At 59.3% G+C, this 15,229-nt stretch carries 14 protein-coding genes; 7 read left to right on the forward strand and 7 right to left on the reverse strand.

Features of this window, described 5'->3' with window-relative positions; all coding sequences use genetic code 11:
* The 5 genes from ACN0SC_RS10255 (at nucleotide 1) to ACN0SC_RS10275 (ending at nucleotide 5,438) form a co-directional block, all read left to right on the forward strand.
* Nucleotides 1-1,581, forward strand: coding sequence for an ABC transporter ATP-binding protein (locus tag ACN0SC_RS10255; RefSeq protein WP_417249589.1), 1,581 nt, complete (start codon nucleotides 1-3; stop codon nucleotides 1,579-1,581).
* On the forward strand, nucleotides 1,581-2,684 hold the full coding sequence (locus tag ACN0SC_RS10260) for an ABC transporter permease (protein ID WP_417249590.1): 1,104 nt from the start codon (nucleotides 1,581-1,583) through the stop codon (nucleotides 2,682-2,684). Before ACN0SC_RS10255 ends, ACN0SC_RS10260 begins: the two co-directional genes overlap by 1 nt.
* Nucleotide 2,685: 1 nt before the next feature.
* On the forward strand, nucleotides 2,686-3,648 hold the full coding sequence (locus ACN0SC_RS10265; protein WP_417249591.1) for an ABC transporter permease: 963 nt from the start codon (nucleotides 2,686-2,688) through the stop codon (nucleotides 3,646-3,648).
* A 133-nt stretch (nucleotides 3,649-3,781) separates the two neighbouring features.
* The gene (locus ACN0SC_RS10270) at nucleotides 3,782-4,690 is read left to right on the forward strand and encodes a sulfite exporter TauE/SafE family protein (protein WP_417249592.1); all 909 of its coding nucleotides are present in this window, start codon (nucleotides 3,782-3,784) and stop codon (nucleotides 4,688-4,690) included.
* A gap of 1 nt (nucleotide 4,691) precedes the next feature.
* Entirely contained in the window at nucleotides 4,692-5,438 is a 747-nt protein-coding gene (locus tag ACN0SC_RS10275) for a TIGR02186 family protein (RefSeq protein ID WP_417249593.1), read from the forward strand.
* 6 nt (nucleotides 5,439-5,444) lie between these two features.
* Here ACN0SC_RS10275 and ACN0SC_RS10280 read toward each other — a convergent pair whose 3' ends face one another.
* The 4 genes from ACN0SC_RS10280 to ccrA all read right to left on the reverse strand — a co-directional run bounded on the left by ACN0SC_RS10280 (nucleotide 5,445) and on the right by ccrA (nucleotide 10,248).
* The gene (locus tag ACN0SC_RS10280) at nucleotides 5,445-6,974 is read right to left on the reverse strand and encodes an ATP-dependent DNA helicase (protein WP_417249594.1); all 1,530 of its coding nucleotides are present in this window, start codon (nucleotides 6,972-6,974) and stop codon (nucleotides 5,445-5,447) included.
* 50 nt (nucleotides 6,975-7,024) lie between these two features.
* Nucleotides 7,025-7,666, reverse strand: a complete 642-nt coding sequence (locus ACN0SC_RS10285) for an acyl-homoserine-lactone synthase (RefSeq protein WP_417249595.1) — start codon at nucleotides 7,664-7,666, stop codon at nucleotides 7,025-7,027.
* 146 nt (nucleotides 7,667-7,812) lie between these two features.
* A complete protein-coding gene (locus tag ACN0SC_RS10290; RefSeq protein ID WP_417249596.1) occupies nucleotides 7,813-8,526 on the reverse strand; it encodes a helix-turn-helix transcriptional regulator in 714 nt (237 codons plus the stop codon).
* A gap of 441 nt (nucleotides 8,527-8,967) precedes the next feature.
* Nucleotides 8,968-10,248, reverse strand: coding sequence for a crotonyl-CoA carboxylase/reductase (gene ccrA, locus ACN0SC_RS10295; RefSeq protein WP_417249597.1), 1,281 nt, complete (start codon nucleotides 10,246-10,248; stop codon nucleotides 8,968-8,970).
* 349 nt (nucleotides 10,249-10,597) lie between these two features.
* On the opposite strand from ccrA, the gene ACN0SC_RS10300 reads away from it, so the two are divergent.
* The gene (locus ACN0SC_RS10300; protein WP_417249598.1) at nucleotides 10,598-12,589 is read left to right on the forward strand and encodes a methylmalonyl-CoA mutase family protein; all 1,992 of its coding nucleotides are present in this window, start codon (nucleotides 10,598-10,600) and stop codon (nucleotides 12,587-12,589) included.
* Nucleotides 12,590-12,671: 82 nt separating this feature from the next.
* A complete protein-coding gene (gene deoD, locus ACN0SC_RS10305; protein WP_417249599.1) occupies nucleotides 12,672-13,379 on the forward strand; it encodes a purine-nucleoside phosphorylase in 708 nt (235 codons plus the stop codon).
* Between the two features lie 55 nt (nucleotides 13,380-13,434).
* On the opposite strand, the gene ACN0SC_RS10310 is transcribed toward deoD, so the two are convergent.
* From ACN0SC_RS10310 to ACN0SC_RS10320, 3 genes are read right to left on the reverse strand one after another with little or no spacing between them, the layout of a single operon-like run.
* Nucleotides 13,435-13,641: a hypothetical protein gene (locus ACN0SC_RS10310; RefSeq protein ID WP_417249600.1), complete on the reverse strand. Its 207-nt coding sequence runs from the start codon at nucleotides 13,639-13,641 to the stop codon at nucleotides 13,435-13,437.
* A gap of 3 nt (nucleotides 13,642-13,644) precedes the next feature.
* Nucleotides 13,645-14,364, reverse strand: a complete 720-nt coding sequence (locus ACN0SC_RS10315) for a ZIP family metal transporter (protein WP_417249601.1) — start codon at nucleotides 14,362-14,364, stop codon at nucleotides 13,645-13,647.
* 3 nt (nucleotides 14,365-14,367) lie between these two features.
* A complete protein-coding gene (locus ACN0SC_RS10320; protein WP_417249602.1) occupies nucleotides 14,368-15,147 on the reverse strand; it encodes a succinate dehydrogenase iron-sulfur subunit in 780 nt (259 codons plus the stop codon).
* Between the last annotated feature and the right edge of the window lie 82 nt (nucleotides 15,148-15,229).

Consider the following 15,229-nt stretch of genomic DNA (forward strand, 5'->3'; position numbering starts at 1 on the left):
ATGTGTGCACAAATCAACGGGGGGCGGCAGGATACTGCCGCCCCGACCGCTCACCCTCCCGCCATTGAATTGCGCGGGATTTCCAAGGCTTTTGGCCCTGTTCAGGCCAACAAGGACATTTCGATCACCGTCCAGAAAGGCACGATCCACGGCATCATCGGCGAGAACGGCGCAGGGAAATCCACGCTCATGTCGATCCTTTACGGGTTCTACAAAGCCGACGCGGGCGAAGTGATCATTAACGGCCAGAAAGTCGATATCACCGACAGCCAAGCCGCTATCGCCGCAGGCATTGGCATGGTGTTTCAGCACTTCAAACTGGTCGAGAATTTTACCGTTCTTGAGAATGTCATCCTCGGCGCCGAAGAAGGCCCGATGTTGAAACAGTCGCTGTCAAAGGCCCGCGGCCTTCTCAAGCAACTTTCCGAAGAATATGAACTTTCCGTCGATCCCGATGCGGTCGTCGAAGATCTCTCCGTTGGCCATCAACAACGGATCGAGATCCTCAAGGCGCTCTACCGTCAGGCCGACATTCTCATTCTGGACGAGCCCACGGGTGTGCTGACACCCGCCGAGGCCGACCACCTTTTCCGCATTCTTGAGGGTCTCAGGGCGGAAGGAAAAACCATCATCCTGATTACGCACAAACTACGCGAAATCATGGAAGTGACCGATACGGTTTCGGTGATGCGCCGCGGCGAAATGACCGCGACTGTGAAAACCAAAGAGACCTCCCCTGAACAACTCGCCGAACTTATGGTGGGACGTAAGGTGCTCTTGCGCGTCGACAAGAAACCCGCAGCCCCCGCACAACCTGTTCTGGAGGTCGAGAGCCTTCGCGTCGTGGACGAACAGGGCGTCGAGCGCGTTAAAGGCATCGACCTGACCGTCCGCGCGGGCGAGATTCTCGGTATCGCGGGTGTGGCAGGAAACGGCCAGACCGAACTGCTCGAAGTGCTCGGCGGCTACCGCAACGGTACGGGCACCATCCGTGTGAACGGGCAGGAAATCGACCTGACAGGAAAGCATAGCGACGGCCAAAGCCGCCGCGCGCGCGGCATCGCGCATGTGCCCGAAGATCGTCATGACGAAGGGCTAATCCTCGATTTTCAGGCTTGGGAAAATATGGTGTTCGGCTATCATCACGCACCCGAATATCAAAAGAACAGCCTGCTCATGGACAATGCAAAGATCAAAGAGGTCACGCATGAGGCCATGGAGCGTTTCGACGTGCGCCCGCTCAATCCGAGACTGGAAGCAAAGAACTTTTCGGGCGGAAACCAGCAGAAAATCGTGCTCGCGCGCGAGATCGACCGCAGCCCCGATCTGCTTCTGGTCGGCCAACCGACGCGCGGCGTGGACATCGGCGCCATCGAATTCATCCACCAACAGATCGTCGCGCTTCGTGACGAGGGTAAGGCCATCCTTCTGGTCTCGGTCGAACTGGACGAAATCATGTCGCTCTCGGACCGCATCGCGGTGATGTTCGACGGCCATATCATGGGTGAGAAACTTCCCTCGGAAACGAACGAGGGCGAGTTGGGCCTGATGATGGCGGGTATGACAGGGGGAGATGCGTAATGCAGAAAATGCCGAAATGGGCCGATACGATCCTGATCCCGCTTTTCTCGATCCTGATCGCCTTCTTCTTCTCTGGTCTCGTGATCTGGGCCATTGGCAAAGATCCGATTGTCGCGATCAAGACCATGGTCAACGGGGCCTTCGGGAACACCAACGGGTTGGGCTACACGCTCTACTACACCACCAACTTCATCTTTACGGGCCTGAGTTTCGCCGTTGCCTCGCACTGTAAGCTCTTCAACATCGGTGGCGAAGGGCAGGCCATGCTCGGCGGCCTAGGGGTCGCACTGGTCTGCCTTGCCGTGCCGTGGCCGCATTGGACGTTGGCACTTCCGTCGGCGATGGTTGGCGGCGCGCTTTTCGGGGCGGCATGGGCCTTTATCCCCGCCTACCTGCAAGCCAAACGCGGCAGCCACATCGTGATCACCACGATCATGTTCAACTTCATCGCCTCGGCATTCCTCGGCTACCTGCTGACGAAAGTGATCAAGCGCGAAGGCGGCATGGCGGCAGAAACCGCACGTTTTCCTGAGGGTGCGCACTTGCCCACCTTCCACGAAATGCTCGCACCCTTCGGGATCGAGTTCAACCAGCACGCGCCCGCGAACATCTCTTTCGTTGTGGCATTGCTCTGTGCCTTCGCCTTCTGGATTTTGATCTGGCGCACACGGCTTGGCTATGAAATCCGCGCCTATGGCATGTCCGAAACCGCGGCGAAATATGCGGGCATTAAACCCGCACGCATCGTCATCATCGCAATGCTGATCTCGGGCGCGCTTGCGGGTCTCATGGCGATCAACAACGTGATGGGGGAGGCCGAGCGGCTGATCGACAACGCGGTTGAAGGGGCTGGCTTCATCGGCATCGCCGTGGCGCTCATGGGGCGCAACCACCCCGTCGGCATCGTTCTGGCCGCACTTCTCTTCGGCTTCCTCTACCAAGGGGGCGCCGAGTTGAGCCTGTGGGAAAGCATCCCGCGCGAATTGGTTATTCTCATTCAGGCGCTGGTCATCCTGTTCACGGGCGCGCTCGACAACATGGTGCGGCGCCCGTTGGAAAAGGCGTTCATGATCATGGGCTACAAGAGCAGAGAGGAGGCGTGAGATGGACTATTTGACGATCATCCAAATCCTCGACTCCAGCGTGCGTCTCGCAACGCCTTTGTTGCTGACCTGTCTGGCAGGTCTCTTCTCGGAGCGCGCAGGTGTTGTGGACATCGGTCTTGAGGGAAAACTCCTTGCCGCCGCCTTCCTCGCGGGGGCCATCGCGAGCGTGACGGGTTCGATCTGGATCGGGCTGCTTGCCGGGATCTTCGGATCGCTAGCCTTCTCGATGCTGCACGGTCTCGCCTCGATCACCTTCAAAGGCGATCAATTGATCTCTGGCGTGGCCCTCAACTTCCTCGCTGCGGGCCTGACAATCGTGGTCGGACAGAGCTGGTTCGGTCTGGGCGGGCGCACCCCCGCACTGCCTACCGAAGCCCGTTTTCAGGCATGGAACCTGCCGTTCTCCGATGCGCTGGCCGATGTGCCCTTTATCGGGCCGCTCTACAACGAGTTGATCTCTGGCCATACCGTGTTGACCTACATGGCGCTTCTTGCCGTGCCGCTGTCGTGGTGGGTGCTCTACCGCACGCGCTTTGGCCTACGTCTTCGCGCAGTGGGCGAAAACCCCTCGGCGGTTGACACGGCGGGCGTCTCGGTTGAGCGACTGCGCTTTGCCTCGCTCGTGATCGCGGGCGTGCTGTGTGGCATGGCGGGAACCTTTCTGGCCTCCCTTGCGGCGGGCTTCGTCAAGGATATGTCGGCAGGTCGTGGCTACATCGCACTGGCGGCGCTGATCTTCGCCAAATGGCGGCCGTGGTATGCGCTTTCGGCCACGCTGCTCTTCGGCCTTCTGGAATCTATCGGCAACCGTTACCAGTCGATCTCGCTGGGTGATTTCACCATCCCCGTGCAGTTCATGCAGGCCCTGCCCTACATCCTCACGGTGATCATCCTCGCTGGTTTCGTCGGCAAAGCCATCCCGCCCCGCGCGGGAGGCCAACCCTACGTCAAGGAACGCTAACGCGGGCGAAACGGATATAAACGACACAAAGCGGGGCCAATGTGCCCCGCTTTTTTCGTCTTTCGAGGTCTACGCATTTGACCCTAACGTCAATTCGTTGCATTCCTGAATAAACGCCGCGCGAAAGTGAACAATGCAGATTTTTCTTCCCATTGCAGAGGTGTCCGTGAATGCCTTCGCCCTGCTGGGCCTCGGAGGGCTGGTCGGCATCCTGTCGGGGATGTTCGGCGTGGGCGGCGGTTTCCTGATTACCCCGCTGTTGTTCTTTGTCGGCATCCCGCCTGCCGTGGCGGTGGCCACCTCCGCCAACCAGATCGTAGCCTCCTCGGTCTCCGCCGTGCTCGCCCACCTCAAGCGCAAGACGGTGGATTTGCGAATGGGCTGGGTCTTGCTCGTGGGTGGTCTCGCGGGCTCCGCCATCGGGATGCAAATTTTCAACCTGCTCAAATCCATGGGTCAGGTCGATCTCTTGGTGACGCTTTGCTACGTGGTCTTCCTCGGGATCATCGGCGCGCTGATGCTCATCGAGAGCCTGCGCGCGCTCAAACGCGCCAAGGGTCGCAAGGTTGCGCGCCGCGAACGCACCAAGCACACATGGGTCCATAACCTACCGTTCAAGATGAAGTTCCGCGCAAGCGGTCTCTACATCTCTGTGATCCCACCACTCGGCGTCGGTTTCCTCGTCGGGATGCTGGCCGCGATCATGGGGGTTGGTGGCGGGTTCATCATGGTGCCCGCGATGATCTACATCATCGGAATGCCAACAAAGGTCGTGATCGGAACCTCGCTGTTCCAGATCATTTTCGTCACCGCCTTCACCACCATGCTGCACGCCTATACCAACCAGACAGTCGACGTGCTGCTCGCCGTCATGTTGATCGTGGGCGGCGTTATCGGTGCACAGATCGGCACTCAGATAGGTCTGCGCCTCAAGGCCGAACAGTTGCGCATTCTGCTCGCGCTTCTGGTCTTGGCAGTCTGTCTCAAACTGGGTGTGGACCTGCTGATCCCACCCGCCGAACTCTATTCGCTGGGGGATTAAGATGCGCTGCACACTCGCCCTCATGTCAGCCCTACTCTTCCTCGCAAGCCCTCTTCGCGCCGAGGAAGTCGTCGCTGCATTGAGTCAGACCCGCGTCTCGATCAATGCCAATTTCGACGGGTCAGAAATCCTGATCTTCGGCGCGGTCAAACGTTCCGACCCGCCGCCCGAGGATAGCCCTCTGGATGTGATTGTCTCCGTGGCTGGCCCCGCGCAAGTTGAAACCGTGCGCCGCAAAGCTCGCCGCTTCGGCATCTGGATCAACGTCGAAAACGAGATCGTCGGCCACGCACCGACCTTCTACGAAGTCGCCACCACACGGCCACTCGGCACGATCATTTCCGACCTCACCGACAGCCTGTGGCGCATCACCGCCGACAAACAAATCCTGCCTGGTATGGAGGGCAACCCCTCGCGTGAGGCGCTGATACGCCTGCGTCAGAAGGAAGACCTCTATCACGTGCGCGAGGGCGGGGTGAGCCTGTCACAGGATACGCTTTTCTCAACCTCAGTGAAGCTCCCCGCGAACCTTACCGAAGGCAGCTACTCCACGCGCATTTTCCTCGTCCGAGAGGGCGACGTGATTGACAGCTACGCCACCACGATCGATGTGCAGAAAGTCGGGATCGAACGCTGGCTCTACCGCCTGTCGCGCGAGAACGCCGCGATCTACGGTGTGCTGGCGCTCTTGATCGCGGGGCTTTCAGGATGGGCCGCCTCGGAGGGCTTCCGCCTCCTGCGCCGCTAACCCGCGCTACAACCCATTGTCGCTTTGAAGTTCAAGTGCAAGTGGCGCGGGGGCGAGTTGCTTGAGGTCCGACGTATCGAGCGGTGCCGTGGGTTTGGCCAGCGCTGCACGCGTGACCCAGAACAGACGTGTCTCGGCCCGCGTGATCGCGACATAGGCCAACCGCTTCCACAGCGCGATCCCCGCCTCCATCCGACCTGCACGCGCGGCCGCGTAGAGATCGGGCGCAAAGACCTGAACATCCGACCATTGGCTACCCTGCGCCTTGTGGATCGTGACCGCAGCTCCATGCAGGAACGCCGCCCCCATACGCGCGGCGTAAGGGATGAAGGGTTCCTCCTCGCCCGGAAACTCGATTTTCACAATCGATGCCGCAGACAGCGTGGGATCTTCGGCACCCATCACATGAAGACGTGAAAACCCTGGCTTCTTCCCCGGCCCGAGAAAGACAACCTGCGCACCCTTGATGAGACCACGCGCCTCCAGATCGAGGCGCTTCTTGCGATGCTTGAGCGGCAACTCCAGCCCGTCGCAAATGAGCGGTTCCCCTGGCAGGAGCGCGTCCTCTGGCGCATCATAGGCTTTCCTGAACGCTTGGATCAGGCGAATGCGCGTCGCATTGCGCCACACAAGCACGGGCGAGCGCGCCATCAGGTCGCTTTCGACCCGCTGGGCATAGACCACCCGTTCGTCCTTTGACGCCGCCTCCGCGATCATGCGCTCGAATTGTTCGAAACCAAGTGCGGGGTCGGCAAGTGCGTGGGCAAGGTCGAGAATTGGGTTGTCATCGGCCTGGCGATGCACGCGCGACAGCGAATTCACCATGCTCTTTTTCAACCCGTCAAACACCATTGCACCCGCCTGATTGACGGGAGCAAGCTGCGCGGGGTCGCCGAACAGCACGAGAGTTGGGAAGATCTCCTGAAGATCCTCCAACTGCTTCTTGTCCAGCATGGAGCTTTCATCGACAAATCCGATGTCGAGCGGATCGTCGCGGCGTTTCCATCCTGTGATGAAGTCCGATCCGCGCAGCCCTGCAGCCGCCAACGCACCGGGGATCGACTTGTTGGTCTGGTAGAACGCATAGGCGCGATCAAGAGCGGCGTCAGTCAATTCCGCGACGTCGGGACGCTCGCCATTGCCCGCGAGCCATTCGGCGATCTTCTCGTATTCGGGATCATAGACGGGGGTATAGAGAATGCGGTGGATGGTGGTCGCGGGCACCCCGCGATTGCGCAGAACCGAGGCCGCCTTATTGGTCGGTGCGAGGATGGCCAACGTGCGCCTGTCGCGCCGCTTCTTGCCCTCCCAATCTCCCGAGACGATATCGACACCCGCCTCCTCCAGAGACTTGTATAGCTGAGCGAGTAGAAGGGTCTTGCCCGACCCTGCCTTGCCCGTCATCGCGCGCGTCACCTGCCGCTCGTCCATGCGGGGCGTGGTCATGCCTTCCTCAATATCGACCCCCGCCGCCTTGAGCATTTCGGAGACCGTATCGAAGGCTTCTGCCTGATCTGGAGAAAAAGTCACTTTCATGCGGCGACCCTACAAGGCCGCCGCATGGCGTGCCAGTCATGTTGCGCGTTTTACGCGATCTCGCGGCGCTCCACGAAGGGCGGGGTCATTTCGAAGGACTGGTAGAACCACCGTTTCGACGTTTCGCGGTCCACACCCGCCCGTTCCAAGGTCGGAGCGAAGGCTTCGGGTGTCATTTCCCACAGGCCGACGCCGATTTCCTCACCTTCGTGCGTAGCGCGTCCGATCACGTCAGGGGACAAGCCCATGAGGCGATAGATCCGTTCCATGCGCGGGTCGAACACGCCCACGTAGTGTTCAAGCTTGAACTCTTCCATCAACTCGCCCGCTCCGAGCGTCAGAGCCGCAGTCACGTTGCGTTCCGCTTTCGGTGCGAGACAGAACCGCGTGCATTCCCAGATCAGCGGGCTTTCGATTCGCACACCGTCTGTGAGGTGCGGGAAGTGGTCGTTGACCATCGTGTTGCCCGTGGTCGGCAGGAACCGCATGGAGCCCCCGTGCGTGCCGTCTGCACGCTCCCAGATGACGTAAAGCGGGTTCATATCATCATATTCATCGCGCTCTTCGCCACGTGCATTAACCTTAACGGCCCAACCGAGGCGTCGTTTGAACTGGTCAGCGCGGTCGCGAAACATCGTGTCGCGGAGCAGCGGAAAGAGGTGAAGATCTTCGGCGTAAATGTAGTGCAGCATAACGTTCTCCTGTGTTTTCGAATAGCGGAGCCGAGCATTGTCATCCCCCTCAACTCGACTCCGGAGAGTCACAGAATTCGCTTTGCGGCCGAGTCGCGCAACACCTATAGTTGAATTGTCCAGATGTTTTTCTCCCGTTACGGGAGCTACACGATGATTACGCCCGAAGAAAGTGCACGCGCCACAGCGTGGGTCGTGTTCATGGCGCCCAATTTATGTCGCGCCGCTTCGATATAGACCCGAAGCGTATGCTCTGAGATGCCCATTTCACTCGCCGCCTGCGCGCGGCTAAGGCCCTTGGCCAGATGCGTCATCGCGGTGACTTCGCGTGGCGACAGGGTTGCCGTCAGCGCGGTGTCATCGTGCTTTTCGAAGGCCAGCGCCTTCTTGTTGAACTCGTGCGCAAGGATCACGAGCGTTCTCTCGTTGCGGTCGATAAACCGCTCCCAGTCCTCGTCGTCCGTATCCGAGTTTACGGTAAACAACGCGAACTGACCGTTTGGCCCACGCACTGGCACCGTGAACCCTTGCGAGCCGACACCAAAGTCCAAAGCATCACGGAAAAAGGCCCGCGCGGCCTTGGAGGACCAATCCAGACGCTTCCAGTTTACGGGTGTAAACCTCTGAAAACATCCAAACAAAACCGGATCAAGGCGGAGATAGTCGCGTTCGAGATAGCGATCGACCCAATCCGACGAATAGGTACCCGCGCCGAAACGTTCTCCGACCGAATTCACCCAATGATAAACAACGTGCTTAACGCCAAGCAGGTCCCGCAACGTTTCCGTTGCGGACTGAAACTCCTCAAAGGAGCCGACGTCCTGAATGGACTCCAGAAAGTTTTCCAGCTCCGTTGCCATCCGTTCCTGTCCGTTCCAATCTCTCGCTCATTGCATCACGTCTGAGATCAGCCGCGGCCAAGAGACAGGCTTCGGCAAGCGCATCTGCGGTTGCATTCATGCCCTTCTTGTCCGCGAAGGTTCGCAGATCTGTGAGCACATCAAGTAGCCAATCGTCTTGCATGTAAAGCCTTTCGGATTGTCATTTCGGACAGGGCTTTAACTTTACCGCAATTATTAACGACTGAAACTTCGCACTTTCTTGCTCCCCATAAATAGCGAGGGAAGCATGACACAACCAACTGATAAACAAACAATCATCATTCAACCAGACACAAACGATCGATACGCGTGACCTCGACCGCAATCTATAGTTGTAGAATCTCTTACGCAAGAAGATGCGAAACCCGCGCCCCTTCAGGAGCGCGGGTCTATCATATTTGACACAGTGGTAAAGGTCACTCAGCCTTGTGCGGCAAGCACCTCCGAGAACGACTTCAACCCTGGCCTCGGTACCTGAACCAGAACCGCCATGTTACCAGGCTTGTGCTGGTTTTGGGCCATCTTGGTATGCGCGGCGGGGATCTGCGTCCACGGAAAGACCTCCGACATACACGGGTCAATCCGCTTTTCGATCATCAGGCGGTTCGCCGAAGCGGCCTGTTTGAGATGGGCGAAGTGCGACCCCTGCAAGCGTTTCTGATGCATCCAGATATAGCGGACATCAAAGGTGCAGTTGAACCCGGATGTACCCGCACAGATGACAACCATTCCGCCCTTCTTGCAAACCAGTGACGAGACAGGGAACGTCGCCTCACCAGGGTGCTCGAAAACGATATCGACGTTATTGCCCTTGCCCGTGATATCCCAAATCGCCGCGCCGAACCGCCGCGCCTCTTTGAACCACGCTTTGTATTCGGGCGTATTCACCGTTGGCAGTTGCCCCCAGCAGTCGAAGTCCTTCCGATTGATCACGCCTTTCGCGCCCAACCCCATGACAAAGTCGCGCTTGTCCTCGTCGGAAATCACGCCAATCGCATTCGCCCCTGCCGCCGTGGCAAGCTGGATCGCGAAGGAGCCAAGCCCTCCCGACGCCCCCCAGACCAGAACATTCTGACCTGGCTTGAGCTCATGCGGATGGTGGCCGAACAACATGCGATAGGCCGTAGCGAGCGTCAGCGTGTAGCATGCGCTCTCTTCCCACGTCAGATGCTGCGGGCGCGGCAGGAGTTGCTGCGCCTGAACGCGGGTGAACTGCGCAAACGACCCGTCAGGTGTCTCGTAGCCCCAGATACGCTGGCTCGTCGAGAACATGGGATCGCCGCCGTTACATTCCTCGTCATCGCCATCGTCCTGATTGCAATGAACAACAACCTCATCCCCGACACTCCAGTTTTTGACCTTGTCGCCAACGGCCCAGACAATGCCCGCCGCATCCGATCCAGCAATGTGATATTCGGCTCCATGACCGTCGAAGGGGGAAATCGGAATACCGCGCCCCGCCCAGATGCCGTTGTAGTTCACGCCAGCGGCCATCACGAGAACGAGAACTTCGTGGCTGTCGAGCTTGGGCGTTTCCACGACTTCGAGCTGAAAGCTCTTCTCAGGTTCGCCGTGACGTTCGCGGCGGATCGCCCACGCATACATCTTCTCAGGCACATGGCCCATCGGCGGGATTTCCCCGACCTCATAGAGATCTTTCTCTTCGGCCTCATAAGCCAACTGGTTCGTATCGAGCGCCATATCGTTGCCCTCCGTTGAATTTCGAGGGGTGCTCCCCAGTGCGGCTGGAAGCACCCCATCCTGCGCCGCGATGCAGAATCGCGTGCTCTCTGGCCACAGGATTACGGACCGCCGAGCAATATTGCAACTCAATTTTACCATTTTGCGACATTATATAACTAAGCAAATGCAGAATTTGTCGCGAAAAGCCAAGAAAACAAGTGAATATGTAGCGTCCGAACGCACCATTCGACCAAGCATAGTTGACTAATTTGCACCTGCCGCATTGCGACGAATTGACATTGGCACAAAATTCCATCCATATACGAACAGGAGAAATAAAGTTGCTCGACCATATTCCGAGGCCGCCATGACAGAGAACAAATCACCAACGCCATCCGAGGCAACCAAAGACCGCCCGTGGCTCTTTCGCACTTACGCGGGCCATTCCACGGCAAAGGCCTCAAACGCGCTTTACCGCTCGAACCTGTCCAAGGGTCAGACGGGTCTCTCCGTCGCCTTCGACCTGCCCACCCAAACGGGCTATGACAGCGATCACGAACTGGCGCGCGGCGAAGTTGGCAAAGTCGGCGTGCCAGTCGCCCATCTCGGTGACATGCGGATGCTCTTTGACAACATCCCGCTGGAGCAGATGAATACCTCTATGACGATCAACGCGACCGCCCCTTGGCTTCTCGCGCTCTATATCGCTCTGGCCGAGGAACAGGGCGCGGATGTGTCCAAGCTGCAAGGCACGGTTCAGAATGACATCATCAAGGAATACCTCTCGCGTGGCACCTATGTCTGCCCTCCCGCGCCGAGCCTGCGGATGATCACGGATGTGGCCGCCTATACGCGCGAGCACCTGCCGAAGTGGAACCCGATGAACGTCTGTTCCTACCACCTGCAAGAGGCTGGCGCGACGCCGGAGCAGGAACTGGCTTTCGCGCTGGCGACCGCCATTGCCGTGCTGGACGACCTGAAGGGTAAAGTGCCACCCGAAGCCTTCCCCAGCATGGTTGGACGCATTTCCTTCTTCGTAAACGCAGGCATCCGCTTCGTCACCGAGATGTGCAAAATGCGCGCCTTCGTCGAACTGTGGGACGAGATCACCCGCGAACGCTACGGCGTCACCGACCCGAAATTCCGCCGCTTCCGCTACGGGGTGCAAGTCAACTCCCTTGGCCTGACCGAACAACAGCCGGAGAACAACGTCTACCGCATCCTGATTGAGATGCTCGCCGTCACCCTGTCGAAAAACGCCCGCGCCCGCGCCGTGCAGCTTCCGGCATGGAACGAGGCGCTCGGCCTGCCCCGCCCTTTCGATCAGCAATGGTCGCTGCGCATGCAACAGATTCTCGCCTATGAGACCGATCTGCTCGAATATGACGACCTGTTCGACGAGAACCCCGCCGTGGAACGCAAGGTCGCCGCGCTAAAAGAAGGAGCATTGGCCGAACTGGCCACGCTCGACGGAATGGGAGGCGCGATCGAGGCGATCGACTACATGAAATCCCGTCTGGTCGAGGCCAATGCAGAACGGATCACTCGGATTGAAGGCGGCGAAACCGTCGTCGTCGGCGTGAACCGCTGGACCGTGGGCGAGCCTTCTCCGCTCACCGCTGGGGACGGCTCCATCATGACTTCCGACCCCGAAGCCGAAGCTGATCAGATCGGGCGTCTGGAGGAATGGCGCGCGGCACGCGACCAAATGGCCGTTGACGCCGCACTCAAGAAGCTGCGCGCGGCTTGCCAATCGGGCGAGAATATCATGCCCGCCTCCATCGAGGCGGCAAAGGCGGGAGCAACCACGGGCGAATGGGGCGATGTTGTACGTGCGGTCTTTGGCCAGTATCGCGGCCCCACGGGCGTATCGACCAACCCCTCCAACCGTACCGAGGGTTTGGAAGACATCCGTGCCGATGTGGACCGCGTGACCCGTGCGCTCGGCCGCAAGCCGAAATTCCTTGTCGGGAAGCCTGGTCTCGACGGTCACTCCAACGGCGCCGAACAAATCGCCGCCCGCGCCCGCGATATCGGTATGGAAATCGACTACGAAGGTATCCGCCTGACACCGCGCGAGATCGTCGATGCGGCGCTTGAGAAGGGCGTCGATGTGGTCGGACTGTCGATCCTGTCGGGATCACATCTGCCGCTGATCGAAGAGTTGATGGAGCAAATGCGCGCCGCAGATCTGGGCCATATGCCCGTCGTGGTCGGCGGGATCATTCCCGAGGCCGATGCCGAGGCGCTCATGGCCATGGGGGTCGCACGCATCTACACGCCCAAGGATTTCGAACTTAACCGCATCATGTTCGACATTGTGGCTCTGGTCGATCCAACGGCGCAGGCTGCCGAGTAGAGGCCGCTCACGACGCTTTAGGGTTTTATCCACCGCGACCGCAGATATAGTCGGAGTAACTCATCATCAAAGAGGTGCTCCGATGCCAACGCCACATATCTCCGCCGCCAAAGGTGACATTGCCGAAACCGTCCTGATGCCTGGCGATCCATATCGCGCCAAATGGGCCGCCGAGAATTTTCTCGACGGGGCCAAACTGGTCAACGAGGTGCGCGGCATGTTCGGCTTTACGGGCACCTATAAAGGCAACCCCGTCACGATCCACGGCTCCGGCATGGGAATGCCGTCGATCTCCATCTACGCCAACGAACTGATCACCGAATACGGGGCCAAGACCCTGATCCGCATCGGTTCCTGTGGCGCGATGCAGGACTATATTAAGGTGCGCGACGTCATCATCGCCATGACCGCCACAACCATGGGCACAACCCCGTCCGTGGGGTTCTTCAAGGAAATCAATTACGCGCCCTGTGCCGACTACGGGCTACTGGAAAAGGCCGTTGCCTCCGCGCGTGGGCGTGATGTCGGTGTCCATGTCGGCAACATCTACTCTTCGGACGTGTTCTATGCCGAGCGCCCCGACCTTGACGAAGCCATGATCCGCCACGGCATTCTGGGTGTCGAGATGGAAGCCGCCGAGCTTTACACCGTCGCTGCCCGTCACGGCGTGCGTGCCTTGGGTGTGATGACCGTGTCCGACCACTTGCTGACGCACGAATCCCTGCCCTCCGACCAACGCGAAAAGAGCTTTGGCGATATGGTCGAGATCGCTCTGGAAGCTGCCTTCTGAGCCTGACGGAACCAAGGGGCAGCGCGGCACCGCGCTTCCCCTTACAACCACACCCTCAGCTCTTCGACTTCCCCGCACCGCAAAAGCGCGGCTCGGCTCCGTCGGTCGTGACTTCTTCCCCGCCACACACGGGACAGCGCCATGTGCGTTCATCACCCTCGCGTGCAACCTGTCGCCATTTGCAGGCCGCCGTCTTGTCCGAGCGCATCAAATACATGGTCACATAGATTGCGATGAGGATGATCGGCAGAAGAATCGCCACGCCTTACCCTCCCGTCGCGAGATGACCCGCGAAACCGAGGAGGAAGCCGCCAACCGCGCCAAGGGGTGGGCCCCAATGCCGCTCCAATCGCACGTTCGGCGCGATGTCCTGAAAAATGAGATAGAGCAATCCACCTGCGGAAAAGAGCATCAATCCGCCCAAAATCAGGTCGCGCCCGCTCAGGACCGCCATACCAATCCATGCGGCGAGCGGGCCGAGCGGCACCATCAGAGCAAAAAAGGTCAACTGGCGGCGACGCGACACTCGGTGCCCCTCTTCCAACTCACGGTAGGCGTTGAAGGCTTCGGGAAGGTTCTGCAACATGATGATCCCCGCCATCATCACCGCCTCCGACCGTCGCCCCGTCACCAGCGCACCGAGAGCCGCGGCCTCGGGCAGATAGTCGAGCATCATGGCAAGGAATTGCGCCGCATGGCCGCCTCGCGACATCAGGAACCGCTCGATGGCGTAGAAACACAATCCACCCGCGCCTAAAAGCACCACGGCGGCCACGGGCGGAACCAGATCGGCCCCTTCGGGCACAAGCACCAAGGCAATCGCCGAAAACAAAGCGCCGCCGCCAACGGCGACGACGCTATGTCTAAATTCCTCTTCCATCCATCCCGGCACAAGTCGCGGCACAGAGCCAAGCCACGCGCCGAGCGGGATCGAAATCCCCGCCACGGCCGCAAGCAAGAGCGCCGAGAGGAGCGGGTCCGTCACGGCTTAATGCGCGCGGTCGAGCATCATGCCTTTGATATGCGCGATGGCTGCGGCAGGGTTGAGCCCCTTCGGACAGGTCTTCGCACAGTTCATGATGGTGTGGCAGCGGTAGAGCTTGAACGGATCGTCCAGCGCATCAAGACGTTCGCCTGTGGCTTCATCGCGCGAGTCGATGATCCAGCGGTAGGCGTGCAGGAGCGCGGCTGGTCCGAGATACTTGTCGCCGTTCCACCAATAGGAGGGACAAGAGGTGCTGCACGAGGCGCACATCACACACTCATAGAGACCGTCGAGCTTCTTGCGATCCTCGATCGACTGCTTCCACTCCTTACCAGGGCGGTTCGTTTTTGTCTCCAGCCACGGCATGATCGACGCGTGTTGCGCGTAGAAGTGGGTTAGGTCGGGGATGAGGTCTTTCACCACGGGCATGTGCGGCAGCGGGTAGATCTTCACATCGCCCTTGATCTCGTCGAGACCATAGATACAGGCCAGCGTGTTGATCCCGTCGATGTTCATCGCACAGGAGCCACAGATACCCTCACGGCAGGAGCGACGGAAGGTCAGCGTCGGATCAATCTCGTTCTTGATCTTGATCAGCGCGTCGAGAACCATCGGACCGCATTTGTCCATATCGAGGAAATACGTGTCCACCGAGGGATTCTTCTCCTCGTCGGGATTGTAACGATAGATCTGGAACTTGCGGACATTGGTCGCGCCTTCAGGCTTCGGCCATGTCTTGCCCTTTACGATCTTGGAATTCTTCGGGAGTGTCAGTTGAACCATGTCTTTCCCTCCTTACACGCAGGTCTGCGTGCCGCGCGTCAGGGCGCATTCAGGTGCATACGGGTCACGGCCCGCACGCGGA

Origin of the sequence: Celeribacter sp. (assembly GCF_048261515.1) — a bacterium.
Taxonomy (GTDB): domain Bacteria; phylum Pseudomonadota; class Alphaproteobacteria; order Rhodobacterales; family Rhodobacteraceae; genus Celeribacter.